This is a genomic window from Streptomyces rubrogriseus, from assembly GCF_027947575.1.
Lineage (GTDB): Bacteria > Actinomycetota > Actinomycetes > Streptomycetales > Streptomycetaceae > Streptomyces > Streptomyces rubrogriseus.
The window spans coordinates 2215789-2240455 of record NZ_CP116256.1 but is presented as its reverse complement, the minus strand read 5'-3'; the positions used below and the strand labels follow the sequence as shown (position 1 = coordinate 2240455).

At 74.2% G+C, this 24667-nt stretch carries 23 protein-coding genes and 1 riboswitch; of the genes, 12 read left to right on the top strand and 11 right to left on the bottom strand.

All coding sequences use genetic code 11. From position 1 onward, the window contains the following. Window positions 1–4: 4 nt before the first annotated feature. The gene (locus Sru02f_RS09845; protein WP_109032043.1) at window positions 5–760 is read left to right on the top strand and encodes an SDR family oxidoreductase; all 756 of its coding nucleotides are present in this window, start codon (window positions 5–7) and stop codon (window positions 758–760) included. A 177-nt stretch (window positions 761–937) separates the two neighbouring features. Here the strand turns inward: Sru02f_RS09845 and amaP are convergent, their stop codons facing one another. From amaP to Sru02f_RS09820, 5 genes are all read right to left on the bottom strand, one after another. Next, entirely contained in the window at window positions 938–1525 is a 588-nt protein-coding gene (gene amaP, locus Sru02f_RS09840; RefSeq protein WP_109032042.1) for an alkaline shock response membrane anchor protein AmaP, read from the bottom strand. After that, a complete protein-coding gene (locus tag Sru02f_RS09835) occupies window positions 1522–2202 on the bottom strand; it encodes a DUF6286 domain-containing protein (protein ID WP_109032041.1) in 681 nt (226 codons plus the stop codon). The genes amaP and Sru02f_RS09835 overlap by 4 nt, the downstream gene beginning before the upstream one ends. Then, a complete protein-coding gene (locus Sru02f_RS09830) occupies window positions 2199–2582 on the bottom strand; it encodes a hypothetical protein (protein ID WP_109032040.1) in 384 nt (127 codons plus the stop codon). The genes Sru02f_RS09835 and Sru02f_RS09830 overlap by 4 nt, the downstream gene beginning before the upstream one ends. After that, window positions 2579–2764: a hypothetical protein gene (locus tag Sru02f_RS09825; protein WP_109032039.1), complete on the bottom strand. Its 186-nt coding sequence runs from the start codon at window positions 2762–2764 to the stop codon at window positions 2579–2581. The genes Sru02f_RS09830 and Sru02f_RS09825 overlap by 4 nt, the downstream gene beginning before the upstream one ends. A gap of 62 nt (window positions 2765–2826) precedes the next feature. After that, window positions 2827–3309, bottom strand: a complete 483-nt coding sequence (locus tag Sru02f_RS09820; RefSeq protein ID WP_109032038.1) for an Asp23/Gls24 family envelope stress response protein — start codon at window positions 3307–3309, stop codon at window positions 2827–2829. Between the two features lie 87 nt (window positions 3310–3396). On the opposite strand from Sru02f_RS09820, the gene Sru02f_RS09815 reads away from it, so the two are divergent. After that, window positions 3397–4188 carry a nucleopolyhedrovirus P10 family protein gene (locus tag Sru02f_RS09815; RefSeq protein WP_109032037.1) on the top strand — a complete coding sequence of 264 codons (792 nt, stop codon included), beginning with the start codon at window positions 3397–3399 and terminating at the stop codon, window positions 4186–4188. Window positions 4189–4208: 20 nt separating this feature from the next. On the opposite strand, the gene Sru02f_RS09810 is transcribed toward Sru02f_RS09815, so the two are convergent. The 3 genes from Sru02f_RS09810 to Sru02f_RS09800 all read right to left on the bottom strand — a co-directional run bounded on the left by Sru02f_RS09810 (window position 4209) and on the right by Sru02f_RS09800 (window position 7326). Beyond that, the gene (locus tag Sru02f_RS09810; protein WP_109032036.1) at window positions 4209–5012 is read right to left on the bottom strand and encodes an enoyl-CoA hydratase/isomerase family protein; all 804 of its coding nucleotides are present in this window, start codon (window positions 5010–5012) and stop codon (window positions 4209–4211) included. Window positions 5013–5169: 157 nt separating this feature from the next. Further along, a complete protein-coding gene (locus Sru02f_RS09805) occupies window positions 5170–5391 on the bottom strand; it encodes a helix-turn-helix domain-containing protein (RefSeq protein ID WP_003976983.1) in 222 nt (73 codons plus the stop codon). 336 nt (window positions 5392–5727) lie between these two features. Further along, window positions 5728–7326 carry an ABC-F family ATP-binding cassette domain-containing protein gene (locus Sru02f_RS09800; RefSeq protein WP_109032035.1) on the bottom strand — a complete coding sequence of 533 codons (1599 nt, stop codon included), beginning with the start codon at window positions 7324–7326 and terminating at the stop codon, window positions 5728–5730. A gap of 234 nt (window positions 7327–7560) precedes the next feature. Between Sru02f_RS09800 and Sru02f_RS09795 the strand changes: the two genes are divergently transcribed. Then, complete coding sequence (locus Sru02f_RS09795; protein ID WP_164278203.1) at window positions 7561–7974, top strand: VOC family protein; 414 nt, start codon at window positions 7561–7563, stop codon at window positions 7972–7974. 32 nt (window positions 7975–8006) lie between these two features. Here Sru02f_RS09795 and Sru02f_RS09790 read toward each other — a convergent pair whose 3' ends face one another. The 3 genes from Sru02f_RS09790 to Sru02f_RS09780 form a co-directional block, all read right to left on the bottom strand. Then, window positions 8007–9425, bottom strand: coding sequence for a hypothetical protein (locus Sru02f_RS09790; RefSeq protein WP_167469531.1), 1419 nt, complete (start codon window positions 9423–9425; stop codon window positions 8007–8009). A 285-nt stretch (window positions 9426–9710) separates the two neighbouring features. After that, window positions 9711–10838 (bottom strand): alpha/beta hydrolase family protein, encoded by a 1128-nt coding sequence (locus Sru02f_RS09785; protein WP_109032032.1) that lies wholly within the window; start codon window positions 10836–10838, stop codon window positions 9711–9713. Between the two features lie 114 nt (window positions 10839–10952). After that, on the bottom strand, window positions 10953–11612 hold the full coding sequence (locus Sru02f_RS09780) for a class II aldolase/adducin family protein (protein ID WP_109032031.1): 660 nt from the start codon (window positions 11610–11612) through the stop codon (window positions 10953–10955). A 218-nt stretch (window positions 11613–11830) separates the two neighbouring features. On the opposite strand from Sru02f_RS09780, the gene pitH reads away from it, so the two are divergent. From pitH to cobI, 9 genes are all read left to right on the top strand, one after another. After that, entirely contained in the window at window positions 11831–13102 is a 1272-nt protein-coding gene (pitH, locus tag Sru02f_RS09775) for a low-affinity phosphate transporter PitH (RefSeq protein ID WP_109032030.1), read from the top strand. 34 nt (window positions 13103–13136) lie between these two features. Further along, complete coding sequence (locus tag Sru02f_RS09770; protein ID WP_109032029.1) at window positions 13137–13358, top strand: hypothetical protein; 222 nt, start codon at window positions 13137–13139, stop codon at window positions 13356–13358. A gap of 151 nt (window positions 13359–13509) precedes the next feature. Continuing rightward, window positions 13510–13650: riboswitch (cobalamin riboswitch) on the top strand. A 106-nt stretch (window positions 13651–13756) separates the two neighbouring features. Then, window positions 13757–14740, top strand: coding sequence for a cobalamin biosynthesis protein (locus Sru02f_RS09765; RefSeq protein WP_109032028.1), 984 nt, complete (start codon window positions 13757–13759; stop codon window positions 14738–14740). Next, a complete protein-coding gene (locus tag Sru02f_RS09760; protein WP_109032027.1) occupies window positions 14737–16245 on the top strand; it encodes a cobyric acid synthase in 1509 nt (502 codons plus the stop codon). Before Sru02f_RS09765 ends, Sru02f_RS09760 begins: the two co-directional genes overlap by 4 nt. After that, a complete protein-coding gene (gene cobN / locus Sru02f_RS09755) occupies window positions 16242–19895 on the top strand; it encodes a cobaltochelatase subunit CobN (protein WP_109032026.1) in 3654 nt (1217 codons plus the stop codon). Before Sru02f_RS09760 ends, cobN begins: the two co-directional genes overlap by 4 nt. Then, on the top strand, window positions 19892–21907 hold the full coding sequence (locus Sru02f_RS09750) for a putative cobaltochelatase (RefSeq protein ID WP_109032025.1): 2016 nt from the start codon (window positions 19892–19894) through the stop codon (window positions 21905–21907). Before cobN ends, Sru02f_RS09750 begins: the two co-directional genes overlap by 4 nt. Continuing rightward, on the top strand, window positions 21907–22506 hold the full coding sequence (gene cobO, locus Sru02f_RS09745) for a cob(I)yrinic acid a,c-diamide adenosyltransferase (protein ID WP_003976969.1): 600 nt from the start codon (window positions 21907–21909) through the stop codon (window positions 22504–22506). The genes Sru02f_RS09750 and cobO overlap by 1 nt, the downstream gene beginning before the upstream one ends. Next, window positions 22500–23927 carry a cobyrinate a,c-diamide synthase gene (locus Sru02f_RS09740; RefSeq protein WP_109032024.1) on the top strand — a complete coding sequence of 476 codons (1428 nt, stop codon included), beginning with the start codon at window positions 22500–22502 and terminating at the stop codon, window positions 23925–23927. Before cobO ends, Sru02f_RS09740 begins: the two co-directional genes overlap by 7 nt. Continuing rightward, window positions 23924–24655, top strand: coding sequence for a precorrin-2 C(20)-methyltransferase (cobI, locus tag Sru02f_RS09735; RefSeq protein WP_109032114.1), 732 nt, complete (start codon window positions 23924–23926; stop codon window positions 24653–24655). Before Sru02f_RS09740 ends, cobI begins: the two co-directional genes overlap by 4 nt. The last annotated feature ends 12 nt before the right edge of the window (window positions 24656–24667 follow it).

Below are 24667 nucleotides of genomic sequence, written 5' to 3'. Positions count from 1 at the left end.
GGCCATGGATCTTGGACTGAAGGACCGGGTGTACGTCGTCACGGGTGCCACCCGGGGCCTGGGCAACGCCGCCGCGCGCGAGCTGGTCGCCGACGGGGCGAAGGTGGTCGTCACGGGGCGGGACGAGAAGAGCGTCGCGGAGGCGGCCTCGGCGCTGGGCCCGGAGGTGGTCGGGGTCGCCGCGGACAACGCCGACCCGGAGGCCGCCGGGCGGCTGATCGCCACCGCGCGTGAGCGCTTCGGCCGTTTCGACGGCGTGCTGATCAGCGTGGGCGGGCCGCCGCCCGGGTTCGTCGCCGACACCACGGACGAGCAGTGGCAGTCGGCGTTCGAGTCGGTGTTCCTCGGCGCGGTGCGGCTGGCCCGGGCGGCGGCGGCCGAGCTGTCGGACGGCGGGGTGATCGGGTTCGTGCTGTCGGGCTCGGTGCACGAGCCGATCCCCGGCCTGACCATCTCCAACGGCCTGCGCCCCGGGCTCGCGGGGTTCGCCAAGTCCCTCGCCGACGAGCTGGGCCCGCGCGGCATCCGCGTCGTCGGCCTGCTGCCGGGGCGCGTCGACACCGACCGGGTGCGCGAGCTGGACGGGCTGTCGGCCGACCCGGAGGCGACCAGGGCGGCCGCCGAGTCCCGCATCCCGCTGCGCCGCTACGGCGCCCCGGAGGAGTTCGGCCGCGCGTCGGCGTTCCTGCTCTCCCCCGCGGCGTCGTACATCACGGGCGTGATGCTGCCGGTGGACGGCGGCGTGCGGCACGGGTTCTGAGGAACCGGCCGGGCCGGGCTCCGTGCTGCGGACCACCGCGGGACCCCGAGCAGCACGGGCTTGCGGCGACGGCGGTAGCGGCGCGGATCCCGGGACGGCGGTACGGCACGGAACCCGCGACGGTCGCCGTGACCCGGCCCGAGCCCTGATCGTGGTGTGCCCGGGGCGGCAGCTGCCTCAGTTGACCCGTTCGGCCCCGTGCTTGACGCCGCGGAGCTGGACCTCCGCCGGGAGGGAGGCGAGGTTCGCCGAGTCGCGGGCGTGGGCCAGGGCCCGGGTGGTGAGGTCGTGCAGGGCCGTGCCCGGGTCCACGTGGGGAGCCAGGAGCAGCCGGACGCGGGCCGCCGGGGCGTCGCGGCGGCCGGTGAGCCGGACGCCTGCCCGTTCGACCCCGTCCACGCGGTCCGCCTCACCGGCGACTACGTCCTCCAGCGCCCTGCCGCGCAGCGTGGCGCCCTCGCCGTCCCCGGTGTCGACGAGGACCTCGGTGAGCCTGCGGCGGCGTACCACCGCGACCAGCCACCACAGGGCGAGCAGCAGCAGGACCGCGAGCGCGGCGATGACGACCGGCCACCACCAGCCGGCCTCCCGCCACCGGGTCCGTTCGGCGTTGCTCAGCAGCACGTCGTGCGGCCCCTGGTGGACCCACCAGGAGGGTGCGGGGGCGTCGAAGCCCACGGCCAGCACCGCGCCGCCGAGGGCCAGCAGGACCAGGCCCGCCAGTGCGGTCAGTACCCGGTTCACCGTCCTGAGCACCGTGTTCACCCTTTCCGTCCGGGGCGCGCCACCCGCAGCGACACGGCGGGCGGCCGGGCCAGGCCGAGGCCGCGCACCGCGTCGTCGAGCACACCGTCCAGGTCGGCCCGTACGTCGTCCAGCTCCCGGAAGTGCGACAGCGCCCGTACCCGGGCCCGGCGGCGGCGCATCCGCACCCGCGCCGACTGCACCCCGGAGACCTCCATGGCCCGGTCGCGCAGCACCGTGGCGGCGGCGTCCCGGTGCAGCCCGGCGCGTACGTCCGGGTGCGTGCGCCGCATCGGCAGCACCCGGCGCAGTCCGGGGGTGAGGGCCAGCACGAGCAGCCAGAGGCCGAGGGCCGCGGCGACGCCCGCGCCGACCAGCACCCAGGTGTCGTCGACGGGCCGTTCGGCGAGTTGCCGGGCCAGGTCGCGGCGCCAGCCGAGCGCGGACCGGCCGGCGCGCACGGCGACGACGTCGTAGAGGAAGGCCCCGGCGAGGAGCAGGAGCAGCAGCGCGACGAGACCGGCGGGGACGCGGCGCACGGACCAGAACCGGCCCGCCCGTCCGTTCCCGGACGCGTCCGGGGGGCCGGGCTCGTGCCGGTCCGGCGACGGTGCCGCACCCGGGTGGGTGTCGCGTTCCACGACGGGCAGGCGCTGGGTGCTGCCTTCTCCCGTCCCGGAGCCCTGCGGCTCGCTCATCGCGTCCTCCCGTGCCTCGCGCCGTACTGAGCCGCCAGGTGGAGCCGCTCCACCTGGACGGCGACCTCCGGCACCGCCATGCCCACCAACGCACGTACCCGCTGGACGACTTGGTGACGCACCTGGCCGCAGCGGGCGCCGATGTCGCAGGGGTAGTCGAGTTCGAGGTGGACCCGGACGTGTGCGGTGTCGTGGTGGACGTCGACGGTCGCGTACGGCCGTGCGGCGTCCGGGTGGAGCGGGCCGAGCGCCTCGCGCGCCGCCCGGGCGGCGACCTTGGCGACGACCCGGTCGGCGATCCGCGTGGCGCCGCGCTCGCCCGGTGCCACGCGGGCCAGGGGTTCGAGGAGCTCACCGGCCCCATCGCTCACGCCGGTCACCGCCGCCGGTCGTCGCGGGTACGGAAGAAGTCACCGAGGTCCATGTCCCCCTCCACGAAGCGGCCGACGACGAACCCGACGGCCCCCAGGGCCGCCACCAGCAGGAAGGCACCGAACCCGCCGAAGTATCCGGCGAAGCCCAGTGCCATGCCGGCGATCATGCCGACCACCGCCATGCTCATGGTGCGCTCCCCTCATTCACCGATTCACTCACCGTTCAGTCAGCGTTCCGTCAGCGTCCGTGTCACCTGATCCGGGGCTCCGGTTCCTCGTCCTCCTCGTCGGGCAGCTTCACGTCGCTCACCGCGATGTTGACCTCGACGACCTCCAGACCGGTCATCCGCTCCACCGCCGCCACCACGTTCTCCCGCACGTCCCGCGCCACGTCCGCGATCGACACGCCGTACTCGACGACGATCTCCAGATCGAGGGCGGTCTGCTTCTCGCCGACCTCGGCCTTCACCCCGCGCGTCACGCCGGACTTGGTCCCGCCGGGCACCCGGTCGCGCACGGCGCCGAAGGTGCGCGACATCCCGCTGCCCATCGCGTGCACACCGGAGACGTCGCGTGCCGCCATTCCGGTGATCTTCTCGACGACACCGTCGGCGATGGTGGTGCGTCCCCGGGTGCCGGGGTCTCCGCCGCCGCGCCGAATCGTCTGGCCCTTGGCCGTACCGGGGGTCTCGATCGTGTCCTGCCCGCTCCGGTGGCTCTCCATGTCGCTCATCGCCGTACGTCCCTTCCGGTCGTAGTCCTCTGCCCACGTTAGGCGGGGTTGCGGCGACTCGCGCCACGGATGCGGCAGGCTGGGGCAATGACTACGGCAGACCGGTGGACTCGGGCGGTGCGGGAGCAGTTGGGTCTCGGCAGGCTGCTGCCCCTGGGCGGCCCGGGGGACGGTGCCTGGATCGCCGAGCGGGCGGCACGGGAGGTGCTGCTGGCGGCGGCCCGGGGAGTGGCGGGGGTGCGTCCGGGTGACCTGCGGGTCGGGCTCGCGGACCCGGACGACGTGCGCGAGCCCGCCGTACCGCTTCCGCCGGGTGCGCTGCCGCCCGGTCCGCTGCGGGTGACGGCCGACTTCGCGGCGGTCGTGGGGCAGACGGCGGCGGCCGCGGAGCCCCTGCCGGCGACGGCCGCGCGCCTGCGGGCCGCGCTGGCGGAGGCGGCGGCCGCGCGGCTCGGTCTCGTGGCGGTGGACGTGGACCTGCGGGTGACCGGCCTGCTCGACGAAACGCCGGAGGCGGGTCCGGAGGCCGGGCCCGAGCCGGGACCCGTCGACACGGCCGACGCGGCCGGCATGGCCGACACCGAAACCGACGGCGACGGCGGAAGCGAAGCGAGCGGGGACGAGGGGCGCGTCGCCCGGGCCGCGCTGGCGGTGCCGGGCGTGGTGCGGCTGACGGGCGTACTGGGCCGTCCGGTGCACCTCACCGAGCCGCCACCGCAGGAGGGTGCCCTGCCGCGCCGCCACGTCCGGGTGGAGCTGGCGGTGCGGGCGGACCACCGGGCCGTCGAGGTGGCCCGGCGGGTCCGCGCGGCGGTGTCCGAGGCGGTGGCGGACCGTCCGTCGGTGGCGGTGGTGGTGACACGGACGGACGTCGGCTGAGAAGCCGCGCCTCGGCGCCCCTACTCCCCGAGGCCCGCCAGGTCGCGCAGCCGGCGTCCCTGCGCGGCCCGTTCGGCGGTGCGCTGGGCCTCGTAGTCCCGCGTCCGGGCGCCCTGGAGCAGCGCCTTGGTCTCGACGACCGCGTCGCGCGGTGCGGCCAGGATCGCGGACAGCAGGTCGTGCACGGCGGGGTCGAGCTGGTCCGCGGGCACGGCGAGGTTGGCCAGGCCGGTGCTCACGGCCTCCTCGGCCGCGACGAAGCGCCCGGTGGCGCAGATCTCCAGCGCGCGGGCGTACCCGACCAGGGACACCAGGGGATGCGTGCCCGTCAGGTCCGGCACCAGGCCCAGGCTGGTCTCACGCATGGCGAACTGCACGTCGTCCGCGACGACCCGCAGGTCGCAGGCGAGGGCCAGCTGGAAACCGGCCCCGATGGCGTGCCCCTGCACGGCGGCGACCGACACGAGGTCGCTGCGCCGCCACCAGGTGAACGCCTCCTGGTACTCGGCGATGGCCGCGTCCAGCTCGGCGTCGCCGCCCCGCGCCAGGTCGATGAACGACGGTTCGCCGTCGAAGCCCTCGGGCGTGAACGCCTGCCGGTCGAGCCCGGCCGAGAAGGACTTGCCCTCGGCCCGCAGCACCACGGCGCGGACGGAGCCCGGCAGCAGCCGGCCGGCCTCGGCGAGCGCCCGCCACAGAGCGGGGCTCTGCGCGTTGCGCTTGGCCGGGTTGGTCAGCGTCACCGTGGCGATCGCGTCGTCGACGGTGAGCCGCACGCCGTCCTGGTCGAGTGCGGGACCGGGGTCGTGGGCGGGCGAAGCCATGGGGCGCCTCCGAAAGGTGCGGTCGTCGTCCCCGCCGCGCGCCGGACGGTGCGCCGTGCGACGGCAGGGCTAAGTGACTGCACAGTAACCACCCGGACGGTCGGACGACCGACCGGGTGGCCACCGTCACTTTCGGAGTCGGGGGCCGCCCGGGACGTCAGGCCGAAGTGGCCTTCTTGCCCCGGGTAGCCCCGCCACGCCCTCGGAGCGTGACGCCCGACTCGCTGAGCATGCGGTGCACAAAGCCATACGAGCGGCCGGTTTCCTCGGCCAACGCCCGGATGCTCGCACCGGCGTCGTACTTCTTCTTCAGGTCTGCCGCGAGCTTGTCGCGCGCGGCGCCGGTAACCCGGCTGCCCTTCTTCAGAGTCTCGGCCACCCGTGCCTCCTCATGGGAAGTGCGCTCTGGTTCTCCTCATGATCACCCCTCCAGGCGCTCATGGCCACCCATTCGGCAAGGCTGATGAGACAAGGTTGTGACGACAGGAGCGTGTCCCCACATACGGAATCCCTGATTCCAGAGAAACGGGACCGTTCCGCCGAACGAGTTTCTCCGCGAAATTCCAGGTCAGAAAGGCGCCACAGCCGGACCCCCGGTGGATGGGGGTCCGGCCGTGAATTCGATGTAGGACACACCTCTTGATGAGGAGATCTCACACAGATGGCGGATCACGGATCGGCCGAATGATCCATCACCAGTGGATCATCCATTCGATCAAGCGAGGGCGACGAGATCCGCGTAGTCGGCGCCCCACAGGTCCTCGACGCCGTCCGGAAGCAGAATGATCCGTTCCGGCTGGAGCGCCTCGACGGCGCCCTCGTCGTGGGTGACGAGGACGACGGCGCCCTTGTAGGTGCGCAGCGCGCCGAGGATCTCCTCGCGGCTGGCCGGGTCGAGGTTGTTGGTGGGCTCGTCGAGGAGCAGCACGTTCGCCGAGGAGACCACGAGGGTGGCCAGGGCGAGGCGGGTCTTCTCGCCGCCGGAGAGGACACCGGCGGGCTTGTCGACGTCGTCGCCGGAGAACAGGAACGAACCCAGCGTCTTGCGGACGTCGACGAGATCGAGGTCGGGGTTGGCCGAGCGCATGTTCTCCAGGACGGTGCGCTCGGGGTCGAGGGTCTCGTGCTCCTGCGCGTAGTAGCCGAGCTTGAGCCCGTGCCCCTCGACCACCTCGCCGGTGTCGGGCTTCTCCACGCCGCCGAGCAGGCGCAGCAGCGTGGTCTTGCCGGCGCCGTTGAGTCCGAGGATGACGACCCGGGAGCCCTTGTCGATGGCCAGGTCGACGTCGGTGAAGATCTCCAGGGAGCCGTACGACTTGGACAGGCCCTCGGCGGTCAGCGGGGTCTTGCCGCAGGGTGCAGGCTCGGGGAAGCGGAGCTTGGCGACCTTGTCGGACTTCCGCTCGGCCTCCAGGCCTGCCAGCAGCTTGTCGGCCCGGCGGGCCATGTTCTGCGCGGCGACGGTCTTGGTGGCCTTGGCGCGCATCTTGTCGGCCTGCGAGTGCAGCGCGGACGCCTTCTTCTCGGCGTTCTGGCGCTCGCGCTTGCGGCGCTTCTCGTCGGCCTCGCGCTGCTGCTGGTAGAGCTTCCAGCCCATGTTGTAGACGTCGATCTGGGAGCGGTTGGCGTCCAGGTAGAACACCTTGTTGACGACCGTCTCGACCAGGTCGACGTCGTGGGAGATCACGATGAAGCCGCCGCGGTAGGTCTTCAGGTAGTCGCGCAGCCAGATGATCGAGTCGGCGTCGAGGTGGTTGGTCGGCTCGTCGAGCAGCAGGGTGTCGGCGTCCGAGAACAGGATCCTGGCCAGCTCGATACGGCGGCGCTGACCGCCGGAGAGCGTGTGCAGGGGCTGGCCGAGCACCCGGTCGGGCAGGTTGAGCGCGGCGGCGATGGTGGCGGCCTCGGCCTCGGCGGCGTATCCGCCCTTGGTGAGGAACTCGGTCTCCTGGCGCTCGTACTGCTTGAGCGCCTTCTCGCGGGTGGCGCCCTGGCCGTTGGCGATGCGCTGCTCGTTGTCGCGCATCTTGCGGATCAGGGTGTCCAGGCCGCGGGCGGAGAGGATGCGGTCGCGGGCGAGCACGTCGAGGTCGCCGGTACGCGGGTCCTGCGGGAGGTAGCCGACCTCGCCGGAGCGGGTGACGGCACCCGCGGCGGGCTGGCCCTCGCCGGCCAGGACCTTGGTGAGGGTGGTCTTGCCGGCGCCGTTGCGGCCGACCAGGCCGATGCGGTCGCCCTTGGCGACGCGGAAGGTGGCGCTCTCGATGAGGACACGGGCACCGGCGCGCAGCTCGATGCCGGAGGCGGAGATCACGGTCAGACTCCTGGGCGGGTGGTTGGCGGGGATGGGCGGCTGTGGAGGTTCCCGCCGCTCTAATGCACGAGGAGAATGGCCATGAGGGCCAGTCTAACGGGGCGGTGCAACCGGTTTTCCCCGCGAGCGTTGTCAGTGGCCGGTGCAAGACTGGGCGAACGAGTCCAAACCGGCCTTCGGGCCATGGACCCGGCCAGTCAGGACGGACCACCGGCTCACAGGGAAGTGATCGGCATGACAGGCAACGCGGGTGGCAGCCCCAGCATCTGCCCGACACTCCGGTACGCGGACGCCAGGGCGGCGATCCGGCAGCTCACCGAGGCCTTCGGCTTCACCGAACTCGCGGTGTACGAGGGCGAGGACGGCTCGGTGGCCCACGCCGAGCTGGCCCAGGGCAACGGCGCGGTCATGCTCGGCTCGAAGGGCAGCGGCAGCCGCTTCGACGAGGCGATGAAGGGCGGCGGCCCCACGGGGGTGTACGTCGTGGTGGCGGACGTCGACGCCCATCACCGGCGGGCGGTGGAGCACGGCGCGGAGATCCTGATGCCCCCGACCGACCAGGACTACGGCTCGCGGGACTACATGGCCCGCGACCTGGAGGGCAACGTCTGGAGCTTCGGGACGTACGCGCCGGAGGTACGCGGGTAGCCTCCGGCGGTTCGCCCGTCGGGGCCGGCCGGTCAGCTGCCCCCGGTGTGGACCTGGAAGGCCGCCCGGCGTACGGCCTTGGCCAGGGCGGGGTCGGGGTGCGCGGCGGCCAGCGCCACCAGGACCTGCACGGTGCGGGGGTGGCCGACCGCGCGGACCTCGTCGAGCAGCGCCGGGACGGTGGCCTGCACGGCCGACTCCAGGTGCCGCACCAGCAGCGGGGCCTCCCCGTGGTCGGCAACGGCCGCCGCGGTGTCGACCCACAGCCAGGTGGCCTCCCGGCGGGTGAGGACCTCGTGGGCGTCCTCGGGGTCGGCGCCGTCGTGCTCGGCCAGCCACAGCAGGGCGTAGGGCCTGAGCGTCGACTCGTCGACGACGCCGCGGACGTCGGGCTCGGCGGGGGCCCCGACGACGCGCAGCGCCTCGAAGGCGAGGCCGCGCAGCAGGGCGTCCTCGCCGCGGGCGGCCTCGAGCAGCTCGGCGACGGCGCTGCCGACGGGGCGGGCGGCGAGCCAGGCGCGGTACTCGGCGCGGGCGGCGTTGGGGCGGAGCTGTGCGCAGCCGCGGAGCATGCCCTCGGCCGACTGCTCGATGTTGCCGGCCGGGCTCTGCGCGGCGACGCAGATCTGCTCCAGCTTGACCCAGACCGCCCAGCTGCCGAGCGGGGTGAGCGTGGCGTGTCCGTCGCCGCAGGTGAGGGCGCCGACGGAGGCGAGGGCGTGCAGGGCCCAGTCCAGGAGGGGGGCGAGCGGGGTGTCGGTGGCCGGGGCCGGGTCCGGCTCGGCGCCCGGGGTGCCGGGTTCGAGCCGGGGACCGTAGGGCACCTCGCAGCGTTCGGTGCGCAGTTCGGTGACGCGCTGCTCCAGCAGGTCCAGGAGCTGTGCCACGGGGACGGGTCCGGCGGACAGCTGGAGGAAGGAGAGCACCTGGGGCATCGCGGAGACGACCTCGGCGACCGCGCCGGGCTCCTGTCCGGCGGGCTCGGGGTGGGCGAGCGACCAGGCGTCGAACAGGGCGACCCAGCCACGCAGCACGGCGCTGTCGTCGCGGTTCCAGGCGCGCAGCCGCCAGCCGGGGCGGGCGGTGTCGCCGTGCACCTCGACCAGTCCGGCGAGACGGGCGGTGTCCCAGTCGGCGCGGACCTTGGCCACGGGCAGGCCCAGCTCGCGGGCCGCGTGGTCGGCGGTGGCGTCGGACAGGGTGGCCTTGCCGTCGGCGGTCGCGCTGCCGCGGCCGGGGCCGAGCGCGGAGTCGGCCCAGCGGGCGACACGGGCCGCGTCGGCAAGACCGGAGCGCGCCATTCCGGCCAGCTCCGAGCGGGCCGGTGTGCCTTCCGGGGGGCGCGGCGCGGGGCGGCGCGGACGCCGCTGATTCATCGCTTGGGGGGCGGCGGCCAGGGGTCGCGGGCGGACGAGTCGAAGCCTGGAGTCGCGCGGGATACGGGACGTCACGGGTGCAGTCTTCCGGTTGACGGTCCGAAAACCCAAACGGAATGCCCCGGCGGCCTCCCGGGACGGCGGACGCGGGGGCCCGGCGCAGCGTCCGGGCATCGGATCAGGCCAGTGGTACGGCGCTGAACGGAACCGGAGCGACGCGCGCGGGAACGGGCGGGAACGGTGGGTGGGGCGTGGAGCCGGCGGCTGTGGCGCTGAGGGGGCGTGGGGCCGTCGGGGGTCGCGCGGAGGCGGCGTGGCGTGGGGCCGTCGGGGGTCGCGCGGAGGGGGCGTGGCGGGGGGTCATACCAGTGGGGTCATGAAGCGGCGGAGGGTCTCCTCGTAGTCCGCGGGGTCGGCGTTCCACATGGCGCCGTGCGGGGCGTCCCGGACGGTGTGGAGGGCGACCAGGCGCGGGTGCGTGTCGGCGAGGCGGCGGGAGAGGCGCCAGGGGGCCACTTCGTCGCCGGGGCCGTGGAAGATCAGGGTGGGCACGGCCGGGCGGTGCAGACCCGCCGTACCGGTGTCCCGGTCGGCGTGCAGCCCGGCGCGGCCCTGCGCGGCCCGGACGGCGAGCGGCAGGAGTGCGCCGGGGGTGCGGCGGGCGGCGGCCAGGGCGCGCAGGGTGGTCTCCCAGCTGAGCACAGGGGAGTCCAGGACGAGCCCCGCGATCCGGTCGCGCACGCCCGAGAGCGCGGCGGTGCGCAGCGCCATGGTGGCGCCGGTGGACCAGCCGAGCAGGACGACCTGGCGGGCGCCGTGGTCGAGGGCGTAGCGGACGGCCGCGTCCAGGTCGCGCCATTCGGTCTCGCCGAAGTGGTGCAGGCCGTCGGGCGAGGGCGGTGCGCCGACGTCGCCGCGGTAGGCGAGGGCGAGCACCGGGACGTTGCGGCGGTGCAGGGGGGCGATCAGGTTCAGCGCGTGTTCGCGGGTGGCGGCCAGGCCGTGCACGGCGACGATCCAGGTCGGCCGGGCCCCGGGCAGGAACCAGGCCGGGAGCGGCCCCAGTTCCCCCGGGACCTCGACGTCGGCGTACTCGAGGTCGAGGGCCGTGCCCGGGTTCCCGACGTACAGGTTGGGGGTGAACCAGGCCCGGTCGCCGGTCGCGAGGGTGCCGTGCGTGACGCGTTCGAGGCGGCGTACGACGGTGTCGGCGCCGTGCTCGGCGGTGTCCAGGACGGGGCCGAGGACGGCGTGGGAGCCGTCGCCGGCGAGCCCGTACCGGCCGGGGCGCAGGGCGGCCAGGTGCCGGGTGAGGGTGATCTGCCCGGCGGCGGTCCCGTGCACGGTGAGCCGTGGCTCGGTGGGCAGCGGCCGGCCGGGGGGCGCCTTGAGCGCGGCGTCGCTGGCGAGCCGGCCGGCGGCGACGCTCGCCACCCCGGTCGCCAGTGCTGCGGTGACGGCGGCTGCCGTTGCGGTGACAGTGCGCATGGGGCCAGTCTCCTGGTGGAGTCCTCGGGCGGCCAGTGGACGCGTGACAGTGGGTGACGGGGGTCTTCGTTCCCGTAGCCGGTACCCGCGCAGCCGCCCGGCACGCACCGCGCGTCAGCTTCGCTGCCCGTACCCCCGGAGGCGTTCGGTCACCTCGGCGAGCTGGGCCGGCGTCAGCAGGGACGGCGAGTGGCCCGGCACCGAGGACGCGGTCAGCCACAGGCGGCACATCCACTCGAGCTGGGCGGTGCGGTCGTAGGCCTGGTCGAGGGAGGTGCCGTAGGTGATCGTGCCGTGGTTGCGGAGCAGGCAGCCGGTGCGGTCGGCGAGGGCTTCGAGCATGCCGCGGGCGAGTTCGGCGGTGCCGTAGGCCGCGTAGGGGGCGACCCGGACGGGGCCGCCGAGGGCGGCGGTCATGTAGTGCACCGGCGGGAGTTCGGGGACGAGCAGCGAGACCGCCGTCGCGTGCACGGCGTGGGTGTGGACGACGGCCCGGGCGCCGGGGTCGGCGCGGTACACGGCGAGGTGCATGGGCAGTTCGCTGGTGGGGACGAGGGTGCCGAGCACCTGCCGTCCGTCCAGGTCGACGCCGGTCGCGTGGTCCGGAGTGAGCCGGTCGTAGGGGACGCCCGACGGGGTGACCAGGACCGTGTCGCCGACGCGCACCGACACGTTGCCGGAGGTGCCGACCACCAGCCCGTCCGAGACCGTCCGGCGGGCCGCCGCGACGAGTTCCGCCCAGGCGTCTTCCTCGCGCGATCGCGTCACAGTCACCGTCTCCTCCCGGGCGCCCGCGCGCCCCTCACGTCCCGTCGCCGAACGCCCTCGCGGTGATCCTGCCAGGGACGTCTCCGGAGAGCAGCGGGGCGGGCACGCAGAGGGAGGCCGTGACACCGCTTCCGGTCACCGTGACGCCCTGCCCAGTTCATCTTCCGTTCACCCTGGTTACCTACGTTCGTCGCGCCAACGACCTCGAACGATTGCCTGGGTAAATGGAAAGCTTCTCGCTGATCCTCGCGATTGTGGTGGTAACCGCACTCGCGTTTGATTTCACGAACGGTTTCCACGACACCGCGAACGCGATGGCGACGACCATTTCGACCGGTGCGCTCAAGCCCAAGGTGGCGGTGGCGATGTCCGCCGTCCTCAACCTTGTAGGCGCCTTCCTCTCCGTGGAGGTCGCCAACACGATCTCCAAGGGTCTCGTCGACGAGACCGGCATCCGTCCCGAGGTCATCTTCGCCGCCCTGGTCGGCGCGATCCTCTGGAACCTCCTGACCTGGCTGGTCGGGCTCCCGTCCAGCTCCTCGCACGCCCTGATGGGCGGCCTGATCGGTGCCGCCGTCGCCTCGGCCGGCATCGGCGCGGTCAACGGCGACGTGCTCGTCACCAAGGTGCTGCTGCCCGCGATCGCCGCCCCGATCGTGGCCGGCCTCGCGGCGCTGCTCGCGTCCCGGTTGACGTACTCGCTGGGCCGCAAGGCCGACGGCAAGGCCGCCGCGAAGGGCTACCGCGCCGGGCAGATCGCCTCCGCCGGTCTGGTCTCGCTGGCGCACGGCACCAACGACGCCCAGAAGACCATGGGCATCATCACCCTCGCCCTGATCGCCGGCGGCTCGCTCGCCCCCGACTCCGACCCGCCGGTGTGGGTCATCCTCAGCGCGGGTCTGGCCATCGCGCTCGGCACCTACCTGGGCGGCTGGCGCATCATCCGCACCATGGGCAAGGGCCTGACCGACCTCCAGCCGCAGCAGGGCTTCGCCGCCCAGACCAGCGCCGCCACGGTCATCCTGGCCTCCTCCCACCTCGGCTTCTCGCTGTCCACCACGCACTCGGTCTCCGGTGCGGTGATGGGCGCGGGCCTCGGCCGCAAGGGCGGCGTGGTCCGCTGGTCCACGGCCACCCGGATGTTCGTCGCCTGGGGCCTGACGCTGCCCGCCGCGGCCCTGGTCGCCGCGCTCGCCGAATGGGTCTGCCGCGCCGGCGACTGGGGCACCGCCCTCGTCGCGGTGTTCCTGATCGCCTCCAGCTTCGCGATCTGGCGGATCTCCCGCCGCGAGGTCGTCGACCACACCAACGTCGTCGACGGCGGCCCGGTGGACACCGAGGGGCCGGGGCAGCCCGAGCCCGCCGGTGTGGTCACCACGGCGATGGCCGCCGTGTCGCCGCCCCCGACGGGCGCGACCGAGGAACTGGCGGCCACCGTCCCGTCCCCGGCCGCCGCCCCCGACCCCAAGGCCCCGTCGGCCGCCACCACCGTCTGAACCCGCCTGCCGGGTACGAAGGAAGCGAACCTCCATGAGCATCGACTGGGCAGCCCTCGGCTCCGTCTTCGGCGTCAGCCTCGTGGTCACGGTGGCCCTGGTGGGCCTGTTCACCCTCGGCATCGTCGGCCTCTCCCGCCAGGAGCGGGCCACCGCCCGGGGCGGCTCCGCGACCCTCGCGGTCACCGGCGCCTACGCGTGCTTCGCGGCCTGCACGGCGGCGGTGGCGTACGGGATCTATCTGATCGTCGCCTGAGCGTCGCCCGTCTCACGGGCGCACGCCCCCGGGGCGGGGTGCGGGACGGACTCGAACCGTTCCGCGCCCCGCCTCTTCGCGTGCCGGCGCACACCACTCGGGTGTGGGCCTTCGCACACTCCCCCGTCGCAGGTCAACGCCAGGTTGACGGGTGTTCGCGGGCCGTGGTGGACTTCCGGGGCCATCTACGGCGGCAGAAGAGGAAGCCCGGTGCGAATCCGGCGCGGTCCCGCCACTGTGACCGGGGACAGGATCCCCGGGAGCCAGGAACTCTCGCCGCCGTGCTCTTCGAACCAGGGCGCGGACACCCTGAGTGAGGACCTATCGCCATGCGCGGCTGCCGTTCCGGGCTCACCAGCGACACGCTTCGACTTCCCCTTCCCACGGCCGGCTGAGCCGTGCGTGCCGGACGCGTCTTCGCGTACGGCGCCGCCGCCGGCCTCCTCGGTGACCTCCTCCTCGGCGATCCTCGCCGCGGACACCCGGTCGCCGCGTTCGGCCGTGCCGCGGGCGCCGTGGAACAGGTGCTGTGGCGGGACCACCGGGGCCGGGGCGCCCTGCACACCGTCGTGTGCGCCGGCGGCGCCGTCGTCCTCGGCTCGGCCGCCGCGCACGCCGTACGCCGCTCCCCCGCCGCCTCCGTCGCGCTGACCGCCGCGGCCACCTGGTCGGTCGTCGGCGGCACCTCGCTGGCCCGCGAGGCCACCGCCGTCGGCCGTGCCCTGGACGCCGGGGACGTCGAGGCGGCGCGGGCGCGGCTGCCGCACCTGTGCGGGCGGGACCCGCAGGCGCTGGACGCCGACGGGATCGCCCGGGCCGTCGTGGAGTCCGTCGCCGAGAACACCTCGGACGCGGTGGTGGGCGCCCTGGTCTGGGGCGCGGTGGCCGGGGTGCCCGGGCTGCTCGGCTTCCGGGCCGTGAACACGCTGGACGCGATGGTCGGCCACAAGTCGCCCAGGTACCGCCGCTACGGCTGGGCCTCGGCCCGCCTCGACGACCTCGCGGGCTGGCCGGGCGCCCGGCTCACCGCCGTGCTGACCACCGTGGCGGGCGGCGACCCGCGCGGCGCCGTACGGGCCTGGCGGGCGGACGCCGCACGGCACCCGAGCCCCAACGCCGGGCCCGTGGAGGCCTCCTTCGCGGGCGCCCTCGGCGTGCGGCTCGGCGGCACGCTCTCCTACGGCGGGCGGGTCGAGCACCGGCCCGTCCTCAACGGCGCCGCGGGACGCGCCGTACGGGCCGGTTCCGGCGACATCGACCGTGCGGTACGGCTGTCCCGGCGCGTGGGCTGGCTGGCGCTGGGCGTGTGCGCGGGCGCGCGGCTGCTCGCGCGCCGGGCCACCGCCAAGAACCCGGGTGTCACGAAGGGACGTACCTCATGAACGGTGGCCTCCTCGTCGCCGGTACCACCTCCGACGCCGGCAAGAGCGTCGTCACCGCCGGGATCTGCCGCTGGCTGGTCCGCCAGGGCGTCAAGGTGGCGCCCTTCAAGGCGCAGAACATGTCGCTCAACTCCTTCGTGACCCGGGACGGCGCCGAGATCGGGCGGGCGCAGGCCATGCAGGCCCAGGCCTGCCGGGTGGAGCCGAGCGCGCACATGAACCCCGTGCTGCTCAAGCCCGGCGGGGAGCGCAGCAGCCAGGTCGTGCTGCTCGGCAGGCCGGTGGGCGAGACGAGCGCCCGCGGCTATCACGGCGGGCGCCAGGAGCGGTTGCTCGGCACGGTGCTCGACTCGCTGGCCGAACTGCGCGGCACCTACGACGCGGTGATCTGCGAGGGCGCCGGCAGCCCCGCCGAGATCAACCTGCGCCGCACCGACATCGTGAACATGGGGATCGCCCGGGGCGCCGGACTCCCCGTCCTCGTCGTCGGCGACATCGACCGCGGCGGCGTCTTCGCGTCCTTCTTCGGCACGGTGGCGCTGCTGGCGCCCGAGGACCAGGCACTGGTCGCCGGGTTCCTGGTGAACAAGTTCCGGGGTGATGTGTCGCTGCTGGAGCCCGGGTTGGAGATGCTGCGCGGCCTCACCGGGCGGCGGACGTACGGCGTGCTGCCGTTCCGGCACGGGCTCGGCATCGACGAGGAGGACGGTCTGCGGGTCTCGCTGCGCGGGACGGTGCGGGAGTCGGTCGTCGCGCCGCCGGTCGGCGAGGACGTGCTGCGGGTCGCCGTCTGCGCGGTCCCGCTGATGTCCAACTTCACGGACGTGGACGCGCTGGCCGCCGAACCCGGTGTCGTGGTGCGGTTCGTGGACCGTCCGGAGGAACTGGCCGACGCCGACCTGGTGATCGTGCCGGGGACGCGCGGGACGGTCCGGGCCCTGGAGTGGCTGCGCGAGCGCGGGCTCGCGGACGCGATCGCGCGCAGGGTGGCCGAGCGGCGGCCGGTGCTCGGCATCTGCGGCGGCTTCCAGCTCCTCGGCGAGCACATCGAGGACGAGGTCGAGTCGCGCGCCGGGCACGTGGACGGGCTGGGACTGCTCCCCGTGCGGGTGCGGTTCGACCGCGAGAAGACCCTCACCCGGCCGGTGGGCGAGGCCCTCGGCGAGCGCGTCGAGGGGTACGAGATCCACCACGGGGTCGCCGAAGTGACCGGCGGGGACGCCTTCTTGGACGGCTGCCGGGTCGGCCAGACCTGGGGCACGCACTGGCACGGCTCGCTGGAGTCGGACGACTTCCGGCGGGCGTTCCTGCGCGAGGTGGCCGCCGCCGCGGGCCGCCGCTTCGTGTCGGCCCCCGACACCTCGTTCGCCGCGCTGCGCGAGGAGCAGCTCGACCGGCTCGGCGACCTGATCGAACACCACGCGGACACGGACGCGCTGTGGCGGCTCATCGAGTCCGGCGCGCCGCACGGACTGCCCTTCATTCCACCGGGAGCGCCCGCATGAGCACAGTGCTGTTGTTGTCGACCGCCGACACGGACCTGCTGGCGGCCCGCGCGTCGGACGCCGCCTACCGGATCGGCAACCCGACCCGGGTCGACGTCGGGGAGGAACTGCCGGACCTGATCGACGGCGCGGACCTCGCCGTCGTGCGCCTGCTCGGCGGCAAGCGCGCCTGGGAGGACGGGCTCGCCGCACTGGGGGCCGCCGGCATCCCGACCGTCCTGCTGGGCGGCGAGAGCGTGCCGGACGCGGAGCTGATGGCGGAGTCCTCGGTCCCGGCCGGGGTGGTGGCGCAGGCGCTGCGCTACCTGGTCGAGGGCGGTCCGGACAACCTCACCCAGCTCGCCCGGTTCCTGTCCGACACGGTGCTGCTGACCGGCGAGGGCTTCGACGAGCCGCGGAAGATGCCGGAGTACGGCGTCCACGGCACCCGGGCCTTCGTCGAGGGCCGCCCGACGGTCGGCGTGCTCTTCTACCGCGCCCACCAGCTCAGCGGCAACACCGCCTTCGTCGACACGCTGTGCGACGCGATCGAGGCGCGCGGCGCCAACGCCCTGCCGGTGTACTGCGGTTCGCTGCGCGGCGCGGACCCCGGGCTGTACGAGCTGCTGGGCCGGGCCGACGCCCTGGTCGCCACGGTCCTCGCGGCCGGCGGCACGCACGCCTCGCAGGCCTCGGCGGGCGGTGACGAGGAGGCCTGGGACATCGGCGCGCTGGCCGACTTGAACATCCCGGTGTTGCAAGGGCTCTGCCTCACCTCCTCCCGGGCCGCCTGGCAGGCTTCGGACGCCGCGCTCTCCCCCATGGACGCGGCGATGCAGGTGGCGATCCCGGAGTTCGACGGGCGGCTGGTCACGGTGCCGTTCTCCTTCAAGGAGCAGGGTCCGGACGAGGTGCCGGTCTACGTCGCCGACCCCGAGCGGGCCGGGCGGGTCGCCGGGATCGCCGTACGGCACGCGGCGCTCGGGCACAAGCCGAACGCCGAGAAGAAGCTCGCGCTGGTCTTCACGGCGTACCCGACCAAGCACTCCCGGGTCGGCAACGCCGTCGGCCTGGACACCCCCGCGTCCGCGGTGCGGGTCCTGGACGCGCTGCGGGAGGCGGGGTACGGGGTCACCGAGTACCCCTCCGAGGGCGACGAGTTGATCCACCGGCTGATCGAGGCGGGCGGTCACGACGTGGAGTGGCTGACGGAGGACCAGCTGGCGGCGGCGCCCGCGCGGGTGCCGCTGGCCGACTACCGGGCCTGGTTCGAGAAGCTCGACCCGGAGCTGCGGGACGGCATGCGGGAGGCGTGGGGCGAGCCGCCGGGCTCGCTGTACGTGGACGGTGACGACATCGTGCTGGCCTCCCTCCAGTTCGGGAACGTCGTGGTGATGATCCAGCCGCCGCGCGGCTTCGGGGAGAACCCGATCGCGATCTACCACGACCCGGACATGCCGCCGTCGCACCACTACATGGCCGCCTACCGCTGGCTGGACAGCAGCTTCGGCGCCGACGCGATCGTGCACATGGGCAAGCACGGCACGATGGAGTGGCTGCCGGGCAAGGGGCTGGGGCTGAGCGCGGGCTGCGCGCCGGACGCCGTGCTCGGCGACCTGCCGCTGATCTACCCCTTCATCGTCAACGACCCCGGCGAGGGCACCCAGGCCAAGCGCCGCGGTCACGCCACCGTCGTCGACCACCTCGTGCCGCCGATGGCGCGCGCCGACACCTACGGCGACCTGGCCAAGCTGGAGCAGCTCCTCGACGAGTACGCCCTCGTCTCCGACCTGGACCCGACCAAGGCACCGGCAGTCCGGGCCCAGATCTGGACGCTGGTCAAGGCGGCCGAGCTCCACCACGACCTGCACGTGGACGACCAGCCGGACGACGACGACTTCGACGAGTTCGTCATGCACATCGACGGCTACCTGTGCGAGATCAAGGACGTGCAGATCCGCGACGGCCTGCACGTCCTGGGCGGCGGCCCGGTCGGCGAGCCGCGCGTCAACCTCGTCCTGGCGGTGCTGCGCGCCTCGCAGGTGTGGGGCGGGCAGGCGAACGCGCTGCCGGGCCTGCGGGCCTGTCTGGCCGAGCACTTCGGGCTGGTGGAGAAGGAACTGCTGGCCGAGCCCGGCGCCCCGGTGAAGGTGCCGGCGGAACTGACGGACCTGGTGGACGGCCCGGCGCGGTCGGCGGCCGACGCGATCGACCTGCTGGAGCAGCTGTGCCGGCGGTTCGCGGAGGGGATGGAGCTGCGGGAGTGGGACGCGGGGGCCGTCCCGGGCCTGGTGCGGGACGTGCTGGGCACCGAACTCGCCGACGCGGTGGCGGTGCTGGAGTTCGCCTGCGCGGAGGTCGTACCGAGGCTCGCCCGCACGACGGACGAGATCGGGCACATCCTGCGGGCCCTGGACGGCGGTTACGTCCCGGCCGGGCCGTCGGGCTCCCCGACCCGCGGGCTGGTCAACGTCCTGCCGACCGGCCGGAACTTCTACTCCGTCGACCCGAAGGCCATCCCGTCCCGGCTGAGCTGGGAGGTGGGCCAGTCGCTCGCGGACTCACTGATCCAGCGGTACCTGACCGACACCGGTGAGTACCCGAAGTCGGTCGGCCTCACGGTGTGGGGCACCTCCGCGATGCGCACCCAGGGCGACGACATCGCCGAGATCCTCGCGCTGCTGGGCTGCCGCCCGGTCTGGGACGACGCGTCGCGCCGGGTGACGGGCTTCGAGGTGGTCCCGGTCGCGGAACTGGGCCGGCCGCGCGTCGACGTCACGGTGCGCATCTCGGGCTTCTTCCGGGACGCGTTCCCGCACGTGGTCGGGCTGATCGACGACGCGGTGCGGGCGGTGGCGGAGCTGGACGAGCCCGCCTCGGACAACTTCGTGAAGGCGCACGCCGACGAGGACACCGCCGAGCACGGCGACCGGCGCCGGGCGACCTCCCGCATCTTCGGTTCCAAGCCGGGCGCGTACGGCGCCGGTCTGCTGCCGCTGATCGACGCCCGCAACTGGCGCTCCGACGCGGACCTCGCCGAGGTGTACGCGGTGTGGGGCGGCTACGCCTACGGGCGCGGGCTCGACGGGCGCGCGGCGCGCGGGGACATGGAGACGGCGTTCCGGCGGATCGCGGTGGCGGCGAAGAACGTGGACACGCGCGAGCACGACCTCGTGGACGCCGACGACTACTTCCAGTACCACGGCGGCATGGTCGCCATGGTGCGGCACCTCACAGGGGACTCCCCCGAGGCTTACGTCGGCGACTCCGCCACTCCCGACCAGGTGAGGACCCGGACGCTGGGCGAGGAGACGCACCGCGTCTTCCGGGCCCGGGTGGTCAACCCGCGCTGGATGGCCGCGATGCGGCGGCACGGCTACAAGGGCGCCTTCGAGATGGCGGCCACCGTGGACTACCTCTTCGGGTACGACGCCACGGCCGGTGTCGTGGACGACTGGATGTACGAGCGGCTCAGCGCCGAGTACGTGTTCTCGCCCGAGAACCGGGACTTCATGAAGAAGTCCAACCCCTGGGCGCTGCGCGGCATCACCGAGCGGCTGCTGGAGGCCGCCGACCGCGGCCTGTGGGCCGAACCCGACGCGGAGACGCTGGAGCGGCTGCGCGCCACCTATCTGGAGCTCGAAGGCGACTTGGAGGGCGACGACAAGTGAGTACCCCGTTCCCGTTCACGGCCGTCGTGGGCCAGGACGACCTGCGGCTCGCGCTGCTGCTGAACGCCGTCTCCCCGGCCGTCGGCGGTGTGCTGGTGCGCGGCGAGAAGGGCACCGCGAAGTCCACGGCCGTGCGGGCGCTGTCGGCGCTGATGCCCGGGGTGGACGTCGTCTCCGGGTGCCGTTTCTCCTGCGACCCCGACTCCCCCGACCCGGACTGCCCGGACGGCCCGCACGCGCCGGGTGCCTTCGCCTCGCGTCCGGCCCGCATGGTCGAGTTGCCCGTCGGCGCCTCCGAGGACCGGCTGGTGGGCGCGCTGGACATCGAGCGGGCGCTGGCGGAGGGCGTGAAGGCCTTCGAGCCGGGGTTGCTGGCCGACGCGCACCGCGGGATCCTGTACGTCGACGAGGTCAACCTGCTCCACGACCACCTCGTGGACCTGCTGCTGGACGCCGCCGCGATGGGCGCCTCCTACGTCGAGCGCGAGGGCGTGTCGGTGCGGCACGCGGCGCGGTTCCTGCTCGTCGGGACCATGAACCCCGAAGAGGGCGAGCTGCGCCCGCAGTTGCTGGACCGGTTCGGGCTCACCGTCGAGGTCGCCGCCTCGCGCGAGCCCGATCAGCGCGTGGAGGTCGTACGGCGCCGGCTGGCGTACGACGACGACCCGGCCGGTTTCGCCACGCGCTGGGCCGACGAGGAGTCCGCCGTACGGGCGCGGATCGCGGCGGCGCGGCAGCTGCTGCCGTCGGTGCGGCTTGGCGACGGGGCGCTGCGGCAGATCGCGGCGACCTGTGCCGCCTTCGAGGTGGACGGCATGCGGGCCGACATCGTGATGGCCCGGACGGCGACCGCGCTGGCGGCCTGGGCCGGACGGACCGAGGTGCTCGCCGAGGACGTGCGGCAGGCAGCGCTGCTCGCACTTCCCCACCGGCGGCGGCGCAATCCGTTCGACGCCCCGGGGTTGGACGAGGACAAGCTGGACGAGACGCTGGAGGAGTTCGGCGGGCAGGACGGCCAGGGCGAGGACGGGGACGACGACCCCGATCCGGGTCCCGGCGGCGGTCCCGGCGGGCAGCCCGAGCCCGACGACGGGCCGCAGGGCGGCGGCGACGCCGCCGCGCGGCCCGAGGCCGGGGAGGGCGGCGAGCCGCAGCCGTCCGGTTCCGGTGCCGGGGAGCAGCAGCCGGCGCGTGCCGCCGAGCCGTTCCGGACCAAGGTGCTGAGCGTGCCGGGGCTGGGTGAGGGCGCCGCCGGGCGGCGTTCGCGGGCGCGGACCGAGCACGGGCGGACCACGGGCGCCCGGCGGCCGCAGGGGGCCCTGACCAAGCTGCACCTGGCCGCCACCGTGCAGGCCGCCGCACCGCACCAGCGGGCAAGGGGCCGCAGCGGGCCGGGGCTCGTGGTACGCCGGGACGACCTGCGGCAGGCGAGCCGTGAGGGGCGTGAGGGCAACCTCGTGCTGTTCGTGGTGGACGCCTCCGGGTCGATGGCCGCGCGGCAGCGGATGAGTGCCGTCAAGGGTGCCGTGCTGTCGCTGCTGCTGGACGCGTACCAGCGGCGGGACAAGGTGGGGCTGGTGACCTTCCGGGGTTCGGCGGCCGATGTGGCGCTGCCGCCGACGTCGTCGGTGGACGCGGCGGCGGTGCGGCTGGAGTCGCTGCCGACGGGCGGGCGTACGCCGCTGGCCGCCGGGCTGCTGCGCGCGCACGAGGTGCTGCGGGTGGAGCGGCTGCGGGATCCGGCGCGGCGGGCGCTGGTGGTCGTCGTGACGGACGGGCGGGCCACCGGCGGCCCCGAGCCCGTCGCGCTGGCCTCGCGCGCCGCGCGGCTGTTCGCCGCCGAGGGCACCGCCTCCGTCGTCGTGGACTGCGAGTCGGGGCCCGTGCGGCTGGGGCTGGCCGGGCAGCTCGCGGGTGAGCTGGGCGGTACCGCGGTGACGTTGGACGAGCTGCGGGCCGACTCGATCGCCGGTCTCGTGAAGGACGTTCAGGGCAGCAGGAGGGCCGCGTAATGCCGCAGGGCAAGCCGAGTGTCGTACCGGACGACGGGCTGACGACCCGGCAGCGGCGCAACCGTCCGCTGGTCGTGGTGCACACGGGGATCGGGAAGGGCAAGTCCACCGCCGCCTTCGGGCTGGCGCTGCGGGCCTGGAACCAGGGGTGGCCGATCGGGGTGTTCCAGTTCGTCAAGTCGGCGAAGTGGAAGGTCGGCGAGGAGAACGCCCTGCGGGTGCTGGGCGCCAGCGGCGAGGGCGGGTCCGTCGACTGGCACAAGATGGGCGAGGGCTGGTCCTGGGTCCAGCGGGACGCCCAGATGGACAACGAGGAGAAGGCCCGCGAGGGCTGGGAGCAGGTCAAGCGGGACCTGGCCGCCGAGACGTACAAGCTGTACGTGCTGGACGAGTTCGCCTACCCGATGCACTGGGGGTGGGTCGACACCGACGAGGTGGTGTCGGTGCTGCGCGAGCGGCCGGGGACCCAGCACGTCGTGATCACCGGGCGGAACGCGCCCGGCGCCCTCGTGGAGTTCGCCGATCTCGTCACCGACATGTCCAAGGTCAAGCATCCGATGGACGCGGGGCAGAAGGGGCAGAGGGGCATCGAGTGGTGACCTCCCCGGCTTCCGCCGTTCCTCGGCTGGTCATTGCCGCGCCCTCGTCCGGGAGCGGCAAGACCACCGTCGCCACCGGGCTGATGGCCGCGCTCACCGGGCGCGGGCTCGCCGTGTCGCCGCACAAGGTCGGGCCCGACTACATCGACCCCGGCTACCACGCGCTCGCCACCGGGCGGGTGGGCCGCAACCTCGACGCGTACCTGTGCGGGCCCGAGCTGGTCGGGCCGCTGTTCCTGCACGGGGCGCGCGGGTGCGACATCGCCGTGGTCGAGGGCGTCATGGGGCTGTACGACGGGGCCGCCGGGGAGGGCGAGCTGGCGTCCACCGCGCAGGTCGCGAAGCTGTTGCGGGCGCCGGTGGTGCTGGTCGTGGACGCGTCGTCGCAGTCGCGGTCGGTGGCGGCGCTGGTGCACGGGTTCGTGTCCTGGGACCCGGAGGCGCGGATCGGGGGCGTGATCCTGAACAAGGTCGCGTCCGATCGGCACGAGGAGTTGTTGCGGGAGGCGGTGGACTCCGTCGGGGTGCCGGTGCTGGGGGTGTTGCGCAGGGCCGCGCCCGTGGAGACGCCTTCCCGGCATCTGGGGTTGGTGCCTGTCGCCGAGCGGGGCTCGGATGCGGTGGATGCCGTTACGGCGATGGGTGCGCAGGTCGCCGCGGGGTGTGACCTGGAGGCGTTGGTCGGGTTGGCGCGGGCTGCCGGGCCGTTGCCAGGGGGCTCCGCCCCCTGGACCCCCGGGCCTATGCCCACCCTCCCCCACGCTCGAATGCGCTCGCGCGGGGGGACCCCCATCCCGTCTCGGTCGGTCGAGAAGTCGACGCCACGCGTTGCCGTCGCCGGAGGAGCGGCCTTCACGTTCTCCTACGCCGAGCACACCGAACTGCTCGCGGCCGCCGGGGCCGAGGTCGTCACGTTCGACCCGTTGCGGGACGAGGAGCTGCCCGAGGGGACCGCTGGGCTGGTGATCGGCGGCGGGTTCCCCGAGGTGTACGCCGCCGAGCTGTCCGCCAACGAGCCGCTGCGGAAGTCCGTCGCCGAGCTGGCGTTCAGCGGTGCTCCCGTCGCCGCCGAGTGTGCGGGGCTGCTGTATCTGTGCCGTGAGCTGGACGGGCGGCCGATGTGCGGGGTGCTGGACGCCGCCGCGCGGATGTCGGAGCGGCTGACGCTGGGCTACCGGGACGCCGTGGCCGTGTCCGACAGTGCGCTGGCCGGGGCGGGGACGCGGATGCGGGGGCACGAGTTCCACCGGACGGTGGTGGAGCCGGGGGCCGGGGCCGCGCCGGCCTGGGGGATGCGGGCGCCCGAGCGGCGCGTCGAGGGATTCGTGGAGCGCGGTGTGCACGCGAGCTATCTGCACACGCACTGGGCGGCCGAGCCCGGTGTCGCCCGTCGGTTCGTGGAGAGGTGCCGGACGTCATGAGCAGCAGGCTGATCGGAGTGGGGGTCGGGCCCGGGGACCCCGAGCTGGTGACCGTGAAGGGGGTCAACGCGCTGCGGGGCGCCGATGTCGTGGTCGTGCCCGTCATGGACACCGGCGAGCGCGGCCGTGCCGAGGCGACCGTGCTGCACTACGTGGGCGCCGAGAAGATCGTGCGGGTCGTGTTCGCGCTGAACGAGCGCACCGACCGGGCGCGGCGCGAGGCGGCCTGGGACGCGGCCGGTGAGCGGGTGGCCGGGCTGCTGCGGGAGCATGCCGCCGTCGCCTTCGCGACCATCGGTGATCCCAACGTGTACTCGACCTTCACCTACCTCGCGCAGACCGTCGGCGCGCTCGTGCCGGGGACGGTCGTGGAGACCGTGCCGGGGATCACCGCCATGCAGGACCTCGCGGCACGGTCGGGGGCCGTGCTGACCGAGGGCACGGAGCCGTTGACACTGGTGCCGGTCACCGCGGGGTCCGCGGTGCTCAAGGAGGCGTTGCACGGGCCCGGCACGGTCGTCGCCTACAAGTTCGGCCGTCAGGCGGCCGAGGTGGCCGAGGCGTTGCGGGAGAGCGGGCGCCTCGACGACGCCGTGTGGGGGTCGGCGCTGGGGCTGCCGGAGGAGTCGGTGCGGCCGGCCGGCGAGCTGGACGGCGCGCCGTTGCCGTATCTGTCGACGCTCATCGCGCCCGCCCGGCGCGAGGGCGGGCGGGGCGGGAAGCTGTGACCGCCTCCCGTT